Annotated in this window: 15 protein-coding genes; 1 reads left to right on the plus strand and 14 read right to left on the minus strand. The window is 40.4% G+C overall.

The features are described from left to right. Positions 1 to 55 precede the first annotated feature (55 nt). The 10 genes from pcrA to rfbC all read right to left on the minus strand — a co-directional run bounded on the left by pcrA (position 56) and on the right by rfbC (position 10,761). Entirely contained in the window at positions 56 to 2,380 is a 2,325-nt protein-coding gene (pcrA, locus tag ACUUJN_RS23735) for a DNA helicase PcrA (RefSeq protein WP_023990577.1), read from the minus strand. A 41-nt stretch (positions 2,381 to 2,421) separates the two neighbouring features. Next, a complete protein-coding gene (gene pcrB / locus ACUUJN_RS23740) occupies positions 2,422 to 3,114 on the minus strand; it encodes a heptaprenylglyceryl phosphate synthase (RefSeq protein ID WP_028542091.1) in 693 nt (230 codons plus the stop codon). A 144-nt stretch (positions 3,115 to 3,258) separates the two neighbouring features. After that, positions 3,259 to 4,131: a phosphatidylinositol-specific phospholipase C/glycerophosphodiester phosphodiesterase family protein gene (locus ACUUJN_RS23745; RefSeq protein WP_279835319.1), complete on the minus strand. Its 873-nt coding sequence runs from the start codon at positions 4,129 to 4,131 to the stop codon at positions 3,259 to 3,261. A gap of 106 nt (positions 4,132 to 4,237) precedes the next feature. Then, a complete protein-coding gene (locus ACUUJN_RS23750; protein WP_023990580.1) occupies positions 4,238 to 5,638 on the minus strand; it encodes an undecaprenyl-phosphate glucose phosphotransferase in 1,401 nt (466 codons plus the stop codon). After that, complete coding sequence (locus tag ACUUJN_RS23755) at positions 5,635 to 6,543, minus strand: glycosyltransferase family 2 protein (protein WP_279835322.1); 909 nt, start codon at positions 6,541 to 6,543, stop codon at positions 5,635 to 5,637. The genes ACUUJN_RS23750 and ACUUJN_RS23755 overlap by 4 nt, the downstream gene beginning before the upstream one ends. Positions 6,544 to 6,914: 371 nt before the next feature. Next, on the minus strand, positions 6,915 to 7,007 hold the full coding sequence (locus tag ACUUJN_RS23760; RefSeq protein ID WP_219727884.1) for a putative holin-like toxin: 93 nt from the start codon (positions 7,005 to 7,007) through the stop codon (positions 6,915 to 6,917). A 184-nt stretch (positions 7,008 to 7,191) separates the two neighbouring features. After that, entirely contained in the window at positions 7,192 to 8,103 is a 912-nt protein-coding gene (locus tag ACUUJN_RS23765) for a glycosyltransferase family 2 protein (RefSeq protein WP_279835324.1), read from the minus strand. Positions 8,104 to 8,294: 191 nt separating this feature from the next. Beyond that, on the minus strand, positions 8,295 to 9,167 hold the full coding sequence (gene rfbD, locus ACUUJN_RS23770; protein ID WP_279835326.1) for a dTDP-4-dehydrorhamnose reductase: 873 nt from the start codon (positions 9,165 to 9,167) through the stop codon (positions 8,295 to 8,297). Between the two features lies 1 nt (position 9,168). Beyond that, positions 9,169 to 10,188: a dTDP-glucose 4,6-dehydratase gene (gene rfbB / locus ACUUJN_RS23775; protein WP_053326195.1), complete on the minus strand. Its 1,020-nt coding sequence runs from the start codon at positions 10,186 to 10,188 to the stop codon at positions 9,169 to 9,171. Between the two features lie 27 nt (positions 10,189 to 10,215). Then, entirely contained in the window at positions 10,216 to 10,761 is a 546-nt protein-coding gene (rfbC, locus tag ACUUJN_RS23780; RefSeq protein WP_279835328.1) for a dTDP-4-dehydrorhamnose 3,5-epimerase, read from the minus strand. 83 nt (positions 10,762 to 10,844) lie between these two features. On the opposite strand from rfbC, the gene ACUUJN_RS23785 reads away from it, so the two are divergent. Further along, complete coding sequence (locus tag ACUUJN_RS23785; protein ID WP_279835330.1) at positions 10,845 to 12,719, plus strand: hypothetical protein; 1,875 nt, start codon at positions 10,845 to 10,847, stop codon at positions 12,717 to 12,719. A 71-nt stretch (positions 12,720 to 12,790) separates the two neighbouring features. On the opposite strand, the gene ACUUJN_RS23790 is transcribed toward ACUUJN_RS23785, so the two are convergent. The 4 genes from ACUUJN_RS23790 to ACUUJN_RS23805 all read right to left on the minus strand — a co-directional run bounded on the left by ACUUJN_RS23790 (position 12,791) and on the right by ACUUJN_RS23805 (position 19,742). Continuing rightward, positions 12,791 to 13,891 (minus strand): acyltransferase family protein, encoded by a 1,101-nt coding sequence (locus ACUUJN_RS23790; protein WP_340857627.1) that lies wholly within the window; start codon positions 13,889 to 13,891, stop codon positions 12,791 to 12,793. A 65-nt stretch (positions 13,892 to 13,956) separates the two neighbouring features. Then, positions 13,957 to 14,685, minus strand: a complete 729-nt coding sequence (locus ACUUJN_RS23795) for a sugar phosphate nucleotidyltransferase (RefSeq protein WP_028542099.1) — start codon at positions 14,683 to 14,685, stop codon at positions 13,957 to 13,959. Between the two features lie 13 nt (positions 14,686 to 14,698). Then, entirely contained in the window at positions 14,699 to 15,835 is a 1,137-nt protein-coding gene (locus ACUUJN_RS23800; RefSeq protein WP_279835333.1) for a glycosyltransferase family protein, read from the minus strand. A 70-nt stretch (positions 15,836 to 15,905) separates the two neighbouring features. Further along, entirely contained in the window at positions 15,906 to 19,742 is a 3,837-nt protein-coding gene (locus ACUUJN_RS23805) for a glycosyltransferase (RefSeq protein ID WP_484669772.1), read from the minus strand. Positions 19,743 to 19,775 lie beyond the last annotated feature (33 nt).

The raw sequence follows: 19,775 nt of genomic DNA on the forward strand, positions 1-19,775 counted from the left end.
GAGGCCTAAGCCAAGCTGCCACTCATGAGGTTCGAGATTTAATGATGTTTGAGATTTATTCTACTTTTGTAATTGGTGCAAAGCCAGCCAGCAGTCGTTTAACCCCTACTGGAGCCGGGAAAGCAATTTGAAGCTCCATATCATTACCCGTCCCTTTTACAGCGACAATGGTTCCAATCCCCCATTTGCCATGCTGTACCTTGTCTCCAGCCGCAAAAATGGAGGGGCCTCCTGCCGAAGCAGCCGGAGTTGCTTTCGCAGATGAAGATGTCGTTACTGTTACGCGGGGTGACGCGGAAGCGGACGAACCACTGCGGCTCATCGTATCAAACGAGCGTTCTCCACCAAAGTTGCTGCCACTACCTTTATTCAGTCCGCGCCCACCATAAGATCCGCCTACATTGCCTGAACGGCGGTAGCGGTCACGTTTAATGATCGTATCCTCTTTTAACTCGTCCGGAATCTCTTCGAGAAAGCGGGAAGGCGGGTTAGCTGTGGTGCGGCCAAACAGAGTGCGCATCTGTGCGCATGTAAGGAACAGTTGCTCCTCTGCACGGGTAATCCCGACATACGCCAATCTGCGCTCTTCCTCCAGCTCTTCGTTATCCAGAAAAGCACGACTATGAGGGAATACTCCCTCCTCCATACCGACAATAAATACGATAGGAAACTCCAGTCCTTTGGCGCTATGCATGGTCATCAATACAACCGCATCGCTTTGCTCTTCTTCATCGTCATTCATGGAATCAATATCGGCAATCAGAGCAAGGTCGGTCAGGAAGGAGACGAGTGACTTGTCTTCCGCTCCTTTTTCAAATTCCATGGTTACCGACAGGAACTCATCAATATTCTCCAAACGCGAGCGTGACTCAAGTGTATTCTCGTTTTGCAGTTCCAATCGATATTGGGTGGTTTCCAACATTTTTTCTGTTAACTCGGTAACCGACAGGTAGTCTACCATCCGACTTAAACCTTCGATCATATCGTAAAACTCTACCAACGCATTGCGCGTACGTCCTGCAAAGCCCAAATCGTCTACAACTTGAAGGACACGGAAAATCGAAACTCCACGTTCCGCTGCAGCTGCCTGCAATTTACCGACGGTCGTGTCTCCGATGCTTCGTTTTGGCACATTAATGATTCGGATCAAGCTGATGTCGTCGTCAGGATTGGAGAGTAGGCGAAGATACGCCAGCAAATCCTTAATTTCTTTACGATCATAGAACTTGATACCGCCCACGATCTGGTAAGGAATATCCGATTTAATCAAAATTTCCTCGACAACCCGAGACTGAGCATTCGTACGGTACAAAATGGCATGATGGCTATAGGTTTTGCCCGCATTAATATTCTTATGAATTTCTGAGGCGATAAAGTAGCCCTCATCATGCTCGGAGTCAGCACGGTAAACTTTAATCTTGGCTCCGCCTTCTTTGTCAGTCCATAGTTTCTTCGGCTTGCGGCCTGTATTTTGACCAATAACTTCGTTGGCAGCATTGAGAATATTTGAGGTGGACCGGTAGTTCTGCTCCAGCAAAATGGTGCGCGCTTCCGGGTAGTCCTCTTCAAAATTCAAAATGTTGCTAATATCCGCCCCCCGCCACCGATAGATGGATTGGTCACTGTCACCTACTACGCAAATCCGGTGATGCTTGTCGGCCAGCATTTTGCACAGCATGTACTGCGCACGGTTCGTATCCTGATATTCATCAACATGAATGTATTGAAATTTCTTCTGGTAGAAATCCAGTACCTCAGGTACTTCTTTAAATAGCTGAATCGTTGCCATGATCAAATCATCAAAATCAAGAGAGTTGTTGTTTTTGAGCCGTTGTTGGTACTTGGTATATACCTTCGCCACAATCCCCTCAAAATAGTCGCCAATCTTGCGCTCATACATTTCGGGAGTGACCAGTTCATTTTTAGCCGTACTCATCATAGACTGAACCGCTTTGGGTTCAAACTTTTTGGTGTCTATATTCAGATCCTTCATGCAGCTCCGAATGACAGACAATTGATCCGTAGAATCCAAAATGCTGAAATTGGAGGTGAAGCCAATCCGCTCGATATCCCGACGTAAAATACGCACACACATCGAGTGGAAGGTGGATACCCATACATCTCTCCCCTGCGGGCCAATCAGCTTGGATACGCGATCCTGCATTTCACGCGCAGCCTTGTTCGTAAAGGTAATCGCCAAAATGCCCCATGGAGCCGTCTTGCGGGTCGCGATGAGGTAAGCTATTCGGTGCGTGAGCACCCGTGTTTTACCACTGCCTGCGCCAGCCATAATCAGCAGCGGACCATCTACCGCCTCCACAGCCTGACGCTGAGGCGGATTAAGGCGAGCTACCGCCTCGTGTATATCTATTGATTGCATGCGTGCATGCTCCTTTCCCTGAGCTTCCATAAATTCACGTTCTATACTTCCAATTTCACAGCTATCGTCTCCAGCGCCTTCGCCAAGTCACGATAAATGATGTTACCTACTACAATGGTGTCACAAACCGCAGCCGCTTGTAACGCGGTAGATTTATCCACGATTCCTCCCCCGTATAGGACACGAGAGCGCTCCGTACTGCGATGTATTTTTTGCACCAGCTCCATATCCCCAAAAGCACCGCTATATTCCACATATACAATCGGCAGATGCATGAGCTTGTCAGCAATCTGTGCATATGAGGCGGCAGATGAAGCACCCAGTGAAGCATCTGCTCCGGTAAGCTTAGCGACCGTGGAATCACCGTTCAAAACAATATATCCTTCCGCCACAAGCAAATCCCACGGGATCACATAACCAAGCTGTTCAATCGCACGTTGATGCTGCCCTAGAATCCAATTACTGTCAGTGGTATTCAGTACCATGGGAATCATATATAGATCAAACCCTGGCACTACAGCCTCCAGATCGGACACCTCAAGCACACACGGCACCTCATAACGCCGAACCCGTGACAGCAAATCCACCGTATTTTCATAGGTTACGCCCGATGAACCTCCTACCATAATGGCGTCCGTACCAGACATACACACGGCGTCAAGTGCCTCATCATCCAGTTCCTTGTCAGGATCAAGCTTAAACACATGCTTCCATGATTGAATTGAATCTGCCAACACACATTCCTCCAGCATCCATTGCTTTTGTTATGATCCAGTCGAGCCGAATTCCAATATCCAAAAGCGTTCTATGCTAAGTCTATGACAGTGCTTAAAAGGTGTCAATGTTCGTATCAAATGGGAACACCCCGTTCAGACAGCTCATGGTCGTAGCGCATACAACCAACTGCGTTTACTAAGTTCTTTTTCCGTTAAAATATCTGTATAGAAACCTCGCACACCCATCTGCTCATACTCAGCCGCATCCTTCAACTCATTAATAGTATTTACGTAGCACACTGCCCCTGCCTGACGCAAACTTTCCACTAAAGCACCACTCACCCGATTCTCTGGTAAAGTTACTGCCGTTATATCATTTTGCTGTACAAATCGAAGGATCTGATCATCTTTATCCTCTGTGGCGTAGAGCGTATAAATAACGGATGAATAGGGATAAATACTCCGCAACGTTTGCAGCATTTCTTCATTGTAAATTTGAGGAACAATACGGGACAAAAGCTCGGGGTTTTTCTCCTGTGCCTGACGGGTCAGTTGTGCAAACAACTGTTTGATTTGGGCAGGGTCCTGTTCTTTCGTATCGGTCACAATATAAGCATCCGGGTATGTTTCCAATAGATCCAATACATCCTTCCAATCTACTGGAGTATAGGAACCGTGTATGGGTGTGTTTTTAAATTGATGATAGCTCCAAGGTTTTCCGCCCTGTTCTGTAGCAACTGCGTGTTCCTGTTGCATTTGCTCTGTAAAGGATTCTGTCCATTCATGGCGCGCCACCAAATGTCCGTCCGAAGTAAACATCAGGTCGACCTCGAATACGCGGCTGCCTTTTTTATAATTTTCCACAAACGCTTCACGCGCATTAGTATAGGCCAAACCATCAACGGCTCCCATGGCATGCGAAATCACACGGTGCGTGGTAAAGCCAGTATGTTCTTCTGTAGATTGCCCTTTGTAACCCAGTAAAAATGTGCCGGTTAATATTAAAAGAATGACCGCAGCAATTAGTCGTTTCATAGGGTGTCACATCCTTTTCGTACAGGTCAATACCCCACATACGCATACTCAAAACAACTGCCAGACGCAAAAACACCCTCCGGCTAAACCGAAGGGTGACTCTGGATTAATACGCGTTCTTGAAACCATTGCGAATCGTACGGAAAATAATTTTAATATCGAATAAGAGCGACCAGTTCTCAATATAGAAAATGTCATGCTTAATCCGTTCCTCAATAGATGTATCTCCACGCAACCCGTTGCTCTGTGCCCAGCCTGTGATTCCAGGACGAACATGATGCTTCACCATGTATTTTGGAATTTCCTCACGGAACTGATCCACATAATAGGGTCGTTCTGGGCGTGGACCAACGACACTCATATCACCCAGCAGAACGTTGAAAAATTGCGGCAACTCGTCGAGACTCGTTTTACGAATAAAAGTACCAAAACGTGTGCGTCTTGGGTCATTAGCAGTCGTCCAGCCCGTATCTTCAGTTCCAGGGGGCAGCACCTTCATCGAACGAAATTTGTACATTCGGAAGGTGCGACGGTTCAAGCCTACCCGCTCCTGCTTAAAAATGATTGGCCCTCTGGATGTAATCATCACACCAATCGCCACCCCTAGCATGATCGGAGAGGTCAGGAGAATCGCGAATAAAGAGAATAAAATATCGAACAGACGCTTAAACAATCGATTCCCCGCCACATCCAGTGGAATATCCCGTACATTGATCATCGGCATACCTGCAAAGTTGTCAAAGTACGGGCGAGCCGGCAAATAATCGAAAAAGTCGGGGATTATAAGCGTGCGCACTCCAGCTTTTTCACACATGTTGATAATCTTGGGGTACTTATCATGAGCATCCAGCGGCAGCGCCAGAATGACCTCGTCAATCATCAGACGCGACAGCGTAGCCTCCAATTGATCTAAGCCTCCAAGAATCGGGCGAAAATGCGCCTCTTCCTCTTCACTCCAATGCCGCTTATCATCCAGAAAACCCACTACCTCGTATCCCAGATCAGGATACTGTCCAAGGTTATGATAAAATCGTTGGCCTAGAGTACCCGCCCCGAGAATAAGCATGAATTGCTTGTTGTATCCTTTTTGACGGAGAGCTTTAAGAACTTGCTTCAAAAAAAATCGGTAAAACAAAATAAGCAGAACGTTTCCAATCATATAGATTGCCAAATAGGACCGCGAAATGTCGATTTGCTTCACGAAGAACATTACACTCAACAGCACGAACAGGCCAACGATATGAATCTGGGTGACGCGGAATACGTCGTCTGCAAACCGTTTTTTGCGTTTGGGCGAATAGAGCGAGAATAACATCCCCAACACTACAGCAATCAGGCCGTAGATTAAGCTCCAGCCTCCATATACTTGAATAGGAAGCGGTTCTTTATAGGTGATCCATTCACTTTCAAATTTGAAAAACCAAGCGATCAGAAAGGACAACTGAATGACCGCGAAATCCGCCACAATATATAATTGGGTTAAAAAACGCTGATTTCTGCGTATCATGCTTTCACCTCAGTACGAGATTGTTCCCCGCCGTCTGGCTTGACCGGTGCGGACAACTTATTTTTTAGAAAGGCCATTCCAAATTTCACGGTAATTCCCGCATATACAGCCATATTGGTGATCCAACTGTATTGCTGTTTATAATGCTTACGATGAAATACCCACATTGCTCTATGAAACTCATAAATAATTTTCAAAGGACGACGGCGAGCGCTGCCCCCTTTGATATGAATAATATATGTGCGCGGGTAGTAGTAAATGCCCCACCCCGCTTGCTTAATCCGGTAACACCAGTCAATATCCTCACCATACATAAAAAAGGTTTCGTCCAACCCCCCGACCTGGTCAATCGTCTCCCGGCGCACCAGCATAAAAGCACCTACCAGTACATCTACAGGATACTCATCGTCCGGGCTTAGATGCCCAAGCTGATATTGATTGTACTTCGGGTTATCCGGGTAACGCTTCGACCAGCCGAAAGCGTAGTAAAAAGAAGCTGACGGCGTTGGAAATCCTCGCTTACAAGCCTTGTCTAATGATCCATCCGGCAAGATGACCTTGCAACCCGATGCCCCCATCTCCGGATGCGTATCCATAAACTGAATCATTGTATCCAGCGTGTCCGGTTGCACCAACGTATCGGAGTTCAATAACAATATATAACGCCCGCTGGCTACTTCCATCCCCTGGTTGTTCGCCTTGGCAAAACCTGTATTATTCTTATTGGCTATCAACGTAATCTCCGGGTATGCAGCACGAATAGCCTCAACAGATCCGTCACTGGAGTGATTATCAATAACAATCACTTCATATCGGTACTGCGGCTTTGACGCATACACCGATTGCAAACAATCCAGCGTCAATTGACACGTATTATAGTTGACGACCAGTATGCTTACATCCATATTTAAAACGCTCCTGACAAATTCAGTAATCTATTCTACTATCGCCTATTATAGCATACCGCGCAGACCACGGGGCGCAAAAAAGCACATAACTTGTAACCTTACATAGTTAGTAGAATTTCACAAAATTCGATTCCTGTCTCTCCAAAGTGCAAATATAGACAAACGAAACCATTTCGATCTATATATTGTTCATTGGGAGTCGTTTATTAGATTTTTGTAAAATCCTCGGTTGAGGTCTAAAATTCATCGTGGTAAGATATACATGGAAAAAGGGCTGGTGCCAGCCAGCCCCTGCGCAACCAACGCTCCAAGAGCGGACGGTTTTGGAACAATCAGGCCGAAAATAGACCCTTCCTTGCGGGGGCGGTCTATTTTCGTTTGTTAAACTCTAACAGTGTGACGATTAACGCCCCGAACGTCAGCATTAAACTGAGCGCCTCAAACACTGTCACAGGCTTCACCCCCCTCCTCGGGAGAGTTAGCCGACCGCCCTTGCCAGCTCTATCGGTTGCACGTTTCAATTATACTATATTTTTCCATAAAGGAACACGCATTCGATGGTATTTTATCTAGTATTCATTTGCACCTTTGACTATTTGACGCTCATATATGGAAAAAAGTTTCAATATTTTTCTTTCCATACCTCTATAACTTCCTCATTATGAAAACCAACTTATAAATCCAGTTGTCCAACCGTGACTGCCTATAAAATGGAGACTGCCAAATATATTTCATACGAGAAAATACGCCCTTTTGGTAGCTGTCCAGGAATTGATCCATATCTTTATACATTTGAGGAGACATGTCTTGTCCATAAAGTTGAATAAATTGCTGAGCTTGTTTGCTTAAAATATAGCGATTTTTCCCTTTTACAAATCTACTTAGTCTTTTCCTCCACTTGCTAACCCAGCCATCGGTAGAACCTCCCAGCACATTGTTTTGATGCTGCCGATACCAAATGGACGGCTCGGGGTCAAAAACAACCTCACCAAAAGAGGAGGTGCATAAGTAAATCCACCAGTCATGCATAATAATGTTATCCAAAGAAGTCGGAATTCTCTTTTTCACGAGCTCGAGTGTTTCTGTATTGATCACCATGGTACAACCTACACACACATTCTCAATGAGAGCATTATAGACGGATACAGGTCGGGGGATGTCAGCTGGCCATACTTTAAGTGGTTCCAATGATTGAGAGACCATTTGTGTAGCAGAACAGTACATCAGCGGCCGGCTTCCATCCTGATCCCTCAGATGAGCCGCAGCCTGAGCAAGTTTGTTCGGCATCCACACATCATCCTGATCACAAAAAGCGTAATAGTCGAATGTCTCAGACGATCTTTGAATCAAATCAAAAAAGCTTTTGATAACCCCTACATTGCTTTCGAGGCATAAAATAATCTGTTGAGGATAACGTTGCTTCAGCACTCTCAACTTGGCAACCGTATCATCTGTCGAGCCATCATCACGAATTAGAATCTGAACTTCTACGTCTTTTTGATTGATGAGACTTTCTATTTGCTCATCTAAATAAGCTGCTCCATTATATGTAGACAATAAAATTTGTATGTTAGGTCTGTTCAGAGTAATGACCACCTTCTTTTAAAATGTGTAATAGAGGGACAATAGGTTCCATCTGCTTATACATTATAATGCTCATTGTCCTTAATCAACATAGTCTTTAATACAATAAAATCTCCCAATCATGAACTGATGGGAGATTGTTGATATTTATAATAAGGTTTTAATTACTCGGATTTACTAAGACACTCCTGCAAAAAATCACGCAATCCCTCACGCCAGTCGCGCAAATCATTTAACCCGTTGGTTCGGATCGCTATATGCTCCATAACAGAGTTGCGTGGCCGCGCTGCCGGTCTGGGGAATTGCTCTGTGCTGCACGGCTCCAATTTCGCTGTGATCTTGGCATCTAATATTTCCGCCGCATCCTGTAAAATAGCTTGCGTAAATTCATACCAGGTACAGGAGCCACTATTGGATGCATGGTATACGCCATACTTCTCCGTTTGAATCAATTCCGCCAAAAAACGTGCCAAATCCACTGTATAGGTAGGTGAACCCTTCTGATCATTCACCACCTGCAGGAGCGGCTTCTCCTGACCAAGCTTCAGCATCGTTTTGACAAAATTGTTCCCGTGCAATCCATAAACCCAAGATGTACGAACAATAAAATACCTAGAGGAAAGTGTTTGGGCCAATACCTCTCCCGCCCGTTTGGACTTTCCGTAGATACTCTGCGGATTGGTATTATCGTACTCATGATATGGCTGCTTTGCCGTTCCATCGAACACATAATCTGTACTGATATAAACCAGCTTGGCTCCAACCTTTTCCGCAGCCAGCGCCATATTACGTGTACCTGCCGCGTTGACTTGATAAGCCCCGTCTACATCGGTCTCCGCTGCATCCACAGCCGTATACGCTGCACAGTGGATTACGACATCAGGTTGATATTGTCCTACAATCTTCACAGTCTGCTGCAAATCCGTGATATCCAATTGTTCGCGATCGTAACCAAGGACATCATGTCCTTGCTCCTGAAAAACCTTTACTACGTCTTTACCAAGTTGGCCGGATGCTCCAGTAACCAATACCTTCATTCTACGCATCCCCCAAGCGGGAACCGTACTGCTTTGCATAGTATTGTTGATATTCGCCAGATTGAATGCGAGTCCACCATTCTTCGTTGTCCAGATACCAGCGAATCGTTTCTTTAATGCCGGTTTCAAAAGAGTGCTTTGGCTTCCAGCCCAACTCATTCATCGTCTTCGTTGGATCAATACCATAACGGCGGTCATGACCTGGACGATCCTGCACATACGAAATCAGAGATTCTGGCTTGCCCAGCTCCTCCAATACCGTTTTGACGATATGCACATTTGTCCGCTCGTTATTTCCCCCGATATTGTATACTTCACCCAGTTTACCCTGATGAATGACCAGATCAATTGCACTGCAATGATCCTCTACATACAACCAGTCGCGAATGTTCAAGCCATCCCCGTATACAGGTAGCTGTTGATCGCTCAGTGCACGTGAGATCATTAGCGGGATCAATTTTTCAGGAAACTGGTATGGACCATAGTTGTTAGAACAACGCGTGATATTCACTGGTAAACCGAAGGTTTCATGATATGCACGAACTAGCAGATCGCCACCTGCCTTGGATGCAGAATAAGGACTATTAGGCTGCAACGGAGTTTCCTCCGTAAACAATCCTGTTTCTCCCAGAGAACCGTACACCTCATCTGTTGATACCTGTACAAACTTGGTCACGTTATATTTCTTGGCTGCGTCCAGTAGCACTTGCGTACCCAATACGTTTGTTTTCACAAACACTTCCGGTTCCAAAATACTCCGATCCACATGTGACTCCGCTGCAAAATTAACTACCACATCGATTCCCTGCTGCATCAGCTGGTCAATCGCTTGTGCGTCGGTAATATCTATTTTGATGAAGCTATGTTTGGGATTATTTTCAATGGATTTCAAATTTTCCAAGTTACCTGCATAGGTAAGAGCATCTATATTTACAATTTCGTAATCTGGATGGTGTTTTAGCATATACAATACAAAGTTACTGCCTATAAATCCGGCCCCGCCGGTGACAAGAAGTTTCATACAGACCTCCTAAATCTTATTATTCCTCTAATCAAAATTAATGTTTGCGTCAGCCAGTGCTGGATGCTTCTGATCCTTCTCCGAAAGAATAGCATGAGAAGTTGGCCAATCAATCCCTAGTGCAGGATCATTCCACAGAATTCCACAATCATTTTCAGGTGAATAATACTCGTCTACCTTATACAGCACTTGAGTGTTAGGAACAAGCGTACAGAACCCATGAGCAAAACCCTTAGGCACCAGTAGCTGACGTCTATTATGCTCGCTTAAGATGACTCCGACCCATTGACCGAACGTCGGAGAACTTTTACGAATATCCAAAATCACATCGTAGATAGCTCCAAAAAGCACACGAATGAGTTTGGTCTGTGCTTTAGGATTAAGTTGGTAATGCAATCCACGAATCACACCGGCTTCTGCAGACAAGGATTGGTTATCTTGAATAAAAGCATGGTCTATTCCGTTTTCTTTCATGATCTGTTCATTGTAACTTTCCATAAAAAAACCACGGTGATCACCATGAACCACGGGTTCAATGATTTTTGCACCTGAAAGTACTTCCTTTATTATCATTCACGAAACCTCCAACATCTTGAGTATATACTTTCATTTATGATTACTATAAGATTAATAAGCACACTATATTGGGAGGGAATATGCTTTTGAATTTATCGAGAGTTAATAAAAATTTTGTTTGGTCCTATTTGGTTCTGATGTGGCTACTTATCCCGATTCTAATACTGTTTAAAGTCGATTCTTACTATATTTCCATATTATTCGGTCTAAATATTGCGCAGTCGTTTGTCATAGGTGCTACATACATTTTACACATTAGTGGTATCTTAACATATGCCAAGAAAGAAATAATGGTGCAATACCTAGCTTTTGGCGGTTATCTAGTTGGGATAATATTCATTTACGCATTCCTTCAAAGGGAGCATTTCATTTATTATTGGGACTTTTCAGCCTATTGGAATACGTCCATACAATTTAACAACCTTTTAAGTACAGATTTTATAGCAGCATCTAAACAAATCTATGCAAGCATTTTAAGAGACGATTATTCCGTTTTCCCAACAGTCTTTCTCTCTTTACCATTAAAGTTCTTAGGTACAAGCTACATGAGCTATGTCTTGGCAATCTATACCTGCTTCTTGTATCCTTCTTGTTTGATACTTTTCTTATTATGTATCAAGATTGCTGATCAAATCCAGTTAAACACAAAGTTGAACGTTTTTATGATCTTTGTACTTACATTTACCTTTCCAATTATGATAGCTCCTATGTTAGGTGGATATCTGGATTCTATAGGACTCATTTTTATTTGCTTGTCCCTTGTTATCTTATTTAATAATGATTTTGAACGCTTAAATTTAAAAGCAGTTTTACTCTTAGCAGCTTGCTTGGTATTACTAACATTCACAAGAAGATGGTATGGGTTTTGGATCGTATCTCTTTTTGGCTCGATCAGTATCGCTTTTTTGTTCAAATGGATTCTAGAAAAAGAGTTTCGCTTCAAACAGCTCTTGCAGATTATTTTAAATTTTTTCATTATAGGATCTTCAAGCGCGTTATTTCTTATTATATTCTTCAATGAATTTATTCAAAGAGCCCTAACCAATAACTTTAAAAACGCCTACTCAGCTTATTATTTTGGTGACGTCTTAAGTAACTTACAGAATTTATTTTATCATTATGGTGCCTTCATTTTTCTGATAGCTCTTGTTGGTTGCATAGGCTTGTTATTTATTAGTACAACTAGGTATATATCAATCTTTCTAGTTACGAACTTATTTATTACGTACTTTCTTTTTACAAGAATTCAAAGCTTAGCTTCTCAGCATTATTATCTTCTTACAGTGAACGTATTAATTCTATTTATTTGTGGCGTTATTCTTATTCTAAACTATTTGTCCAAGATAAAGTATGCAAAAAATGTTTTCTTAGTTATTCTAGTTTATTTAGTCGCTTGTAATTTTTTGGTAACGTTCACTAATGTAAATGCACGACCTGTTACCTATTTTTCTTCTTTATTCAGTGACTTTAAACAAACACCTAGAGTAAGAACAGATATACCTGTTCTAAAACAATTAACTGCTTATCTTAAGGAAATCTCATCAGAGCAGCATAAAGTATATGTTCTGTCTAGCTCTGGAATTCTTAATGATGACATACTCAGACAGATTGAAATGCCTGACAATAGCAACGCTCTTCCATTTATGAATCTGACCCATCACGTTGATTTAAGAGATGGCTTTCCAGTGTCGTTTTTTGAGTCCGATTATGTCGTGATCGCATCACCTACACAATACCATTTAGGTGAAAGTGGTCAAAAAGTTGTAGGTATTCTCGCAGAAGAGGTAATGAACGGATCTCTTAAAAATAATTATATACCTTTAAAGAGCTATACTCTTGATAATAACGTAAAAACCATAGTCTTGAAAAAGACATCATCCATCACGAAAGAAAAAATTGAACTTATACGTTCACAATTCAAAAAAATATACCCTGATAATCCAGATCTATTCTAATTCAATACAGATATCGATGCATACACAAAAAGCCCTCGAAAAAAATCGGGGGCTTTTGTGTAAGTTAATTATCAGGCATTCTTATAAGGAATAGTTGTTGTTTTAGAGCTGCCAAAACTAAATTTTTTGCCAATCAGGAAAGGTAAGAATCTATTAAATAGTTCAATAAAAAGAATACAACTTAAGAAGACAAGTAAGGTAGAAATAACAACAAATGAAATACCGTCTAAATACATATTTGTTTTAACAGAAAACTTCTCGTAAAAATTCACATTCTCCCAGAAGCTAAGTATTAAACCATGCAGACCAAATATAATTAAAGAATTTTTGCCAAAATAGGACAGTAAGCTAGACGACTCTATTTTTTTGGATACGTATATATAAAATATTAAACTAGCCAACACTGACAGATAAAATAATACATAATTATGTCCATAGTAATTTCCTGACATGCCTGGTTTATCATTTATTAAAAATAATAAAAGACCCAGGAAACCCGCCGCGTAAGCAAAATATGGTTTGTTAATTCTGATTTTTTCAATAAAATATTGCTCATTCAACTTGAATATATAACCACAAATAATTAAAGAAGCTGCATTAATTGACGTGCCAAATGACCAAGGAAGTGCATGTGTGTCAAGCTTACTTAAGAATGCACCAAGTATGGTTAGCAATATCCAAAATACATACATATAACTTCTTTTAGACGAAATTTTCAAGACTAAGTACGAAATGATCTGGGCTAAGAAGAGACAAGGTAGGAACCAAAGAGACATATTTAGAATACCCAAGTGATTTCCATCTGCATATAAAAAAGTTTCAATAACAACCATTGGATCAAGCGTTCCGACAATCCCCATCCAATGCATCCAACCAAAATACAATAATGAGCATATATAAAGAGTCGTATATGGTAAAAGAATTGTTTTGATTTTAGACCACAAAAAACTACTAAACTTATACTTATGAAAATTAGAAGTAAACCCAGAAGCAAAAAAGAAAAGAGGCATATGGAAGGAATAAAAATAACCTATAATAAAGCTCTTATCCATCATCTCATTCCCTTTAAAACCATGAGGCACCAAATGTGAGAAAACTAAAAAAATAATTGCCAATCCCTTTAGTACATCCACCCACTTTATTCTAGTTGGAAGAGCATTCACAATTTGCATTTAAACAGTCTCGCTTTCTTAATTATTTAGTATCACCATAAGATGTCGCTAGTTCTATGATAATACTAAGAAAAAAGCTCATAATTCATTTCACTTACTAATTTGTTAGCAAGCATCAATGAACTATGTGTTCCCGCATCAGTCCACCAATTCTCTAAAATATCAAATGTAAGTTGGTTTCGTTGAATATAAGCGTTATTAACATCTGTTATTTCATATTCTCCTCTTGCTGAAGGAGTCAAGGTCTTGATGATATTGAATACCGAGTGGTTGAACATATAAATGCCCGTAACTGCATAATCACTCTTAGGAATCTCCGGCTTTTCTTCAATATTTACAATGTTATCGCCTTGTAATTCTGGTACCCCATAGCGGTTAGCATCAGGCACTTTATGAAGTAGTAATTTCGCTCCTGATTCTTGAAGTTTGAATTTTTCAACAAACGATGATATATCATCTTTAAAAACATTGTCCCCCAAAATAACAACCATCTTGTCATTGCCAACAAAGTGCTCAGCTAAAAGCAAAGCCTGGGCAATCCCCCCGGCTTCATCTTGCACTTTGTAAGTCAGAGTAACTCCAAGGTCGACACCACTTCCTAAGAGATTAACTACATCTCCCATATGTTCTTTTCCGGTAACGATTAAAATATCATTTATATTCGCCTTTTTGAGCTTATCAATAGAGTAATATATCATCGGATATTTACCAATTGGCAATAAATGTTTGTTTGTAACTTTAGTAAGGGGGTATAATCTAGATCCAGTCCCTCCTGCTAGTATAATCCCTTTCATATCTAAGTTCCTCCTATTGAAGCTCTTTTATAAGCAGCTCCATAATGGTTTTTGCACGAGCTTCCCAATTATTATGAACTACGAAGTCCTCCAGTTGCTCTTGATCATAAAAAGGGCGTTGCAGGGTATCTATATCCTTTAGATATTTTCTTATTTCCTCTAAACTATTATATAGATAAATTCCTTCCTGATTTAAAAGCCTTGTTTCTTCGCTATCCACCGCTAATATCACTTTATTAAAACTCAAATACTCATAAACTTTTACTGGATTGATCGTATCAATTCTATCCGAATTCCTCAAAAAGGGGTATAAACAAATATCAAAAGCATCAATAATCGCACCAATTTCTGATTTAGGGACAGTCTCATAATATTTAATCCTATTATGCTGTTCAAAATTATAATTCAGGTTATTTCTCCCAACCAAACATACAACAAATTTCTCATCAAATTCAGTAATAGCCCTAACCGCTTCCACATCAAACCAGTGGTCAATCGCCCCTACATATCCAAAAATGTAGTAGCCTTCGTGCTTTAACCATTCTAACTCGCTAACAACCAAGCTAGCTACATTTATATTTAGTATAGCTGTATCAACAGCATTTTTCACCAAATAAGATTGTCTACACAATGTTTGAGAATGCTTATGCAAATGGTTACTTGTAGAAATAACAAGATCCGCCTTGGCAAGTAATTCAAGTTCCCACTTTTCGAGTAATTTCTTCATCAATGCATTGTTAGTTAGAAATACATAGTCGTCCATTCGATCAAACACAATCTTCTTATTATTATTTGATTTAATAAGAGGATAAAAGACTGGACTTCCTAACCAAATGATATCTGCACTGGAAACTAAATCTTCCAACTGTCTCTTTTCAAACCATTGATTCATATGAAATACGTCTAAGCTTTCAAAGCTTCGGGGTAATCTCAGGCTGCCCGAAGGCCTGAATATTTGAAGGCTATCATTTATGGTTTGATTTCTTTTTTTATAATCTGAGTTCTGCCTTACAATACTATTAAGTATACTAATGGATGGTTCTACAAAGGTGATGTGAACCCCCGGCATTTTAGCAAGCTCTTCGGCCAAATGTTGCGGACGTTGTTTTAAATCATCCCAATAGATCGGGGAGAAATATAAAATTTTCAATTTAACCGCTCCATACTAATAAAGGCGCCCCTTAATTTTTATAAAAGAGGCGCCTTTAAAGTTTTATTAATTATCTATACGATCCTGCCAACTGTTTTCGCGAATTCATATCGTTTTCCTTCATTTGTATTAACTCTTCATACGCTTCAACTGTGTATTGTTTATACAGAATATCAATTTCAACGTCTCGATTTTTAGTCGGAATCTTCTGCAAATGATCTAATTCAGCTTTAACAATTTCGAGGTGATTCTTATCTGCCTCAATATCCGATTCCATCGGCGCATACAGATCCTTTTGCAATTGGTAATTGGTTAAAATACTGTTTCGCATTGTCTTTCTAACATGCTCAACAGTATATCGGGAGGTGTCCACATCATGAATGACCTTCATCTTAGGATTAAGACCAACCTTATAGCCGATTTCTCTCATAGCAAAAGATACAACAATTTCTTCTCCTCCAGCGTAATTGTTTCCTTTACGCCCATAGGCGCTTCTAAAGCCCCCAATTCGCATTAGCGCAGCATGTCTAACCGCAAAGTTGGCTCCATAAGGGAACTCCCACTGAAAATTAGAATCGATAATTTCGTCGCCTTCCACAATAAGCTGACTCCAGTATGCTTCAGTACCTGGTTTAACCACTTCAGGCCGTTCCTCGTGTAAATTGAGTATGATATTCCCACCCATGACCCCGATATCGGGACGATCTGAGAATCCTCTGATGGTTTCCTCAAGCAAGTTGGAGTTTGCGATAGCGTCATCATCAATATAGAGTATGACCTCCCCCTCTGCCCCAAATAAACCAACATTACGTGCAAAGGAAAGACCTTTTAATGGAGCCTCCATATATCGCAGGAAGGATTCGTCAATATTATAGGTTGCTCTGAAATCACGAACCAAATGATGAATCTCATCATTCAAATAATCATTATTTACAACGATAATTTCATAGTCTGCTTTATCCAACGACTGTTCTATGACAGATTTAATCGCATTCGATAGCTTTTCACTCCGCTGGTAAGTACAAATAATAACTGATAATCCCTTATTATAAACGGGTTCACTTTCAATTACCGCCTCAATACGGTACAAGTGATCGTTCTTAACCTTCGTATTTATAAGAGAGAACAGAACTTCCGTATCCTGCGCAAAAAAGTCATAGTTGCTATCTGTTTCACCATTCATTTTATCTTTTATTTTCAGATCCCAAGGATAGTCAGCTACAAATGTATCTGTTGTATGCTCTGATTTATCTATAAGCAGTGCATACGTAGACGTTGAAGCATTAAAATCAATAAATTCAAAATCATGGACTTCACCTGTTTTTATATACAAATAGCAAATAGGCGTTGCCAAATTAAGACCAACAATCGTATTCACTTCATCTCTTCCAACCACAGTATGTCCTTTAGTCAGAACATAGTTCTTAAACTCACCAGCTTCAGTAGCATCTCCCTCAATGATCCACACTAATGGGGTCAGATAAAAATCTCTTCTAAAATCATCAAGTACCATGAGTTTATATCTGTTAGAGGTGATGCCCAGTTCTTGATCTAAAGCGGTCAGTGACTTATCGTGCCAGCGATAATCATATATAGGCTCATCGAACGTCACATGTTTGAGCTCAAATAGAGAGTTCACTCTCATCCAGTAATCATAATCTTCAAGGGTATGCTTATAACTAGAATAGTCACCCAATAACTGGGTTACCTTGGCCCTATACATAAAAGCTGCACCAATTGTATTGTTAGGATATACGTTTAACTCCAATGCAGACTTAGGCAGCATAACATTGCCACTGAACTGTGGTTCTTCATACCAGCCATGGTTGGAAATCACTTGACCGGCAGAGTCGATTAACCTCATGTTCGCATACACCATACCAATATTTTCATCACGTTTAAGATCAGCTACCATCTTCTCCAGGAAATTTTCAGGGAGGATATTATCTGCACTTGTCCACGTATGATATTCACCCTTGGCTAGCTTAAAACCTCTAGATAATGTTCTTGGTATCTTACGATTTTCCTGATGAACTACTCTGATACGATGATCTGCTTTAGCATACTTATCAATAATTTCTGCCGTTGAGTCTTTTGAACCATCGTTAATAATAATGAGTTCAAAATACTTGTAAGATTGCTGCAGAATACTATCAATAGCTTTTGATACATAATCCTCACCGTTATATACAGGAAGGACAACCGATATAAGATCCTTCTCAAACTCAATCTCGAACTTATCAAGAGCCAGAGAAAATGAGTTGTCTTTAGATACTTTATAATTGTAAAATTTATACTCATACCAGGTTAATAACTGATTGTAATTCCCTTCATCTTTGCGTAGATCAATCGGCTGATCCCCCGCGTTAGTTCTTTTAAGCTTATGCGACACTTTAGATTTTATCTTTTTCAGTAAAATAGTGGTGCCATAACTTTTCCATACTCTATATCCCTTAAGAACATATATCATTTTGGACTTGTGTAAGATATGTTTAAGTTTATTCGCCATTTTCCACCTTTTAGAGTTATAAATATTATGAATCTCTGTAGACAGTCTTCCATTATATTCTTCCAACTCACTGAACTGGGTGTTCAGTTCATTATATTGACCAAATAGTTGTCTATATTGATGATTTAATATATCCAAGTTGTTTTTTTCATTATTATAATCCTGTGTAAGTTGAACATATTGCTGTTCTAATTCATCTTTCTTTTCAGACAGAGATTTAAAATCTGCTGACATGCTGCTTATTACATTTTCCTGATGATCTCGTGTTTGAATCAATGTGTTAATCTGATCCATATGCTCAACAATGTGTTGTTTTTGCTGCTCTATTTCTTGGCTTTGAGTTTGATTATGAGTTTGTAATTCATTAAATTCATTTTTCAGGCGTGTATGCCCTGCTCTATAAGCATGGTCCACGTCATCTTTTAGAAATCTGTTAATTACATCCATACACTTATCTATCGTCTCTCTTCCTTTAACCGGAAACATCTCTAGAGTAAATTTCCTTCTTTGTTGTATTAGTTGTTCATCTAAGATTGCATTAAGTAAAGTTTGTTTAATATTGCCGTTATCGCTCACAAAAGGAACAATGTTTTGCTGAACTATTTGCTCTTCCAAAGGTAAAATCCCCTCGAAAGATTCTGTTTGGGGATGTTGGAATATTACAATTGGAGTGTCCGTAAACAGCGCATCAAATATAGCTCCAGAGCCGTCAGACAATATCACATCAGCTTCCTCTATTAAATGAACAAGAGAAGCCTTGTGATCAAGCACATCAGGGATATGCGACTTAACTAGACTAACCCGTTCATGCTCCAAAAAAGAAGTGCCATGATGCAATTTCACCTTCATATTAAAGGTATCTGACATTTCTTCAATATGGTTCATAACAAGCTCAATAGACGACTCATTCCCATACGTAGGCAAATAAAGCAAATTATATTTATCCGTTTCGCGCTTCTTCCTTTGAAATTTGGCGTATTTAATCATTCCTACGATTTCTGTCTGAGTGTACGCTGCCAGAACCGAGGAATCATACAGCCCATTACAAAAGATAAAATCGAAATTCCGACTCCATGTATCTAAATTCCAGTTTGGTTTAGCCATTCCATACTGGTATCTAAACTTATAATCGGACTTAACTTCCAAATAATAAGGGAGATAAGGATAGAAAGCTATTTTATATGCCTTGTCAGGTACAGAGCTTGTTAGAGTCACTTTTATACCGTTGTTCTTCAAATAATGATAGGTATCTAAGGACATGTCGCCCCAATCTTCTTCTTCAATGTGAGGGACATAAATATCACAAACGATCTGCTTTCTTTCACACTCCTCAATTAAAGGCTTAATCGTTTCATATAAAACTAGATTGTGAATGACAAAAGCTATAGATCTGTTCATATTCACTGCAAAACCTCTTCCTTTCAGGCAAAA

The organism is Paenibacillus sp. LRG-1 (assembly GCF_057220305.1).

What these genes read in the sequence shown, in the direction of transcription:
- pcrA (WP_023990577.1), bottom strand. Translation starts at nt 2,380, where the DNA reads ATGCAATCAATAGATATACACGAGGCGGTAGCTCGCCTTAATCCGCCT.
- ACUUJN_RS23745 (WP_279835319.1), bottom strand. Translation starts at nt 4,131, where the DNA reads ATGAAACGACTAATTGCTGCGGTCATTCTTTTAATATTAACCGGCACA.
- ACUUJN_RS23750 (WP_023990580.1), bottom strand. Translation starts at nt 5,638, where the DNA reads ATGATACGCAGAAATCAGCGTTTTTTAACCCAATTATATATTGTGGCG.
- ACUUJN_RS23755 (WP_279835322.1), bottom strand. Translation starts at nt 6,543, where the DNA reads ATGGATGTAAGCATACTGGTCGTCAACTATAATACGTGTCAATTGACG.
- rfbD (WP_279835326.1), bottom strand. Translation starts at nt 9,167, where the DNA reads ATGAAGGTATTGGTTACTGGAGCATCCGGCCAACTTGGTAAAGACGTA.
- rfbB (WP_053326195.1), bottom strand. Translation starts at nt 10,188, where the DNA reads ATGAAACTTCTTGTCACCGGCGGGGCCGGATTTATAGGCAGTAACTTT.
- rfbC (WP_279835328.1), bottom strand. Translation starts at nt 10,761, where the DNA reads ATGATAATAAAGGAAGTACTTTCAGGTGCAAAAATCATTGAACCCGTG.
- ACUUJN_RS23785 (WP_279835330.1), top strand. Translation starts at nt 10,845, where the DNA reads ATGCTTTTGAATTTATCGAGAGTTAATAAAAATTTTGTTTGGTCCTAT.
- ACUUJN_RS23790 (WP_340857627.1), bottom strand. Translation starts at nt 13,891, where the DNA reads ATGCAAATTGTGAATGCTCTTCCAACTAGAATAAAGTGGGTGGATGTA.
- ACUUJN_RS23795 (WP_028542099.1), bottom strand. Translation starts at nt 14,685, where the DNA reads ATGAAAGGGATTATACTAGCAGGAGGGACTGGATCTAGATTATACCCC.
- ACUUJN_RS23805 (WP_484669772.1), bottom strand. Translation starts at nt 19,742, where the DNA reads ATGAACAGATCTATAGCTTTTGTCATTCACAATCTAGTTTTATATGAA.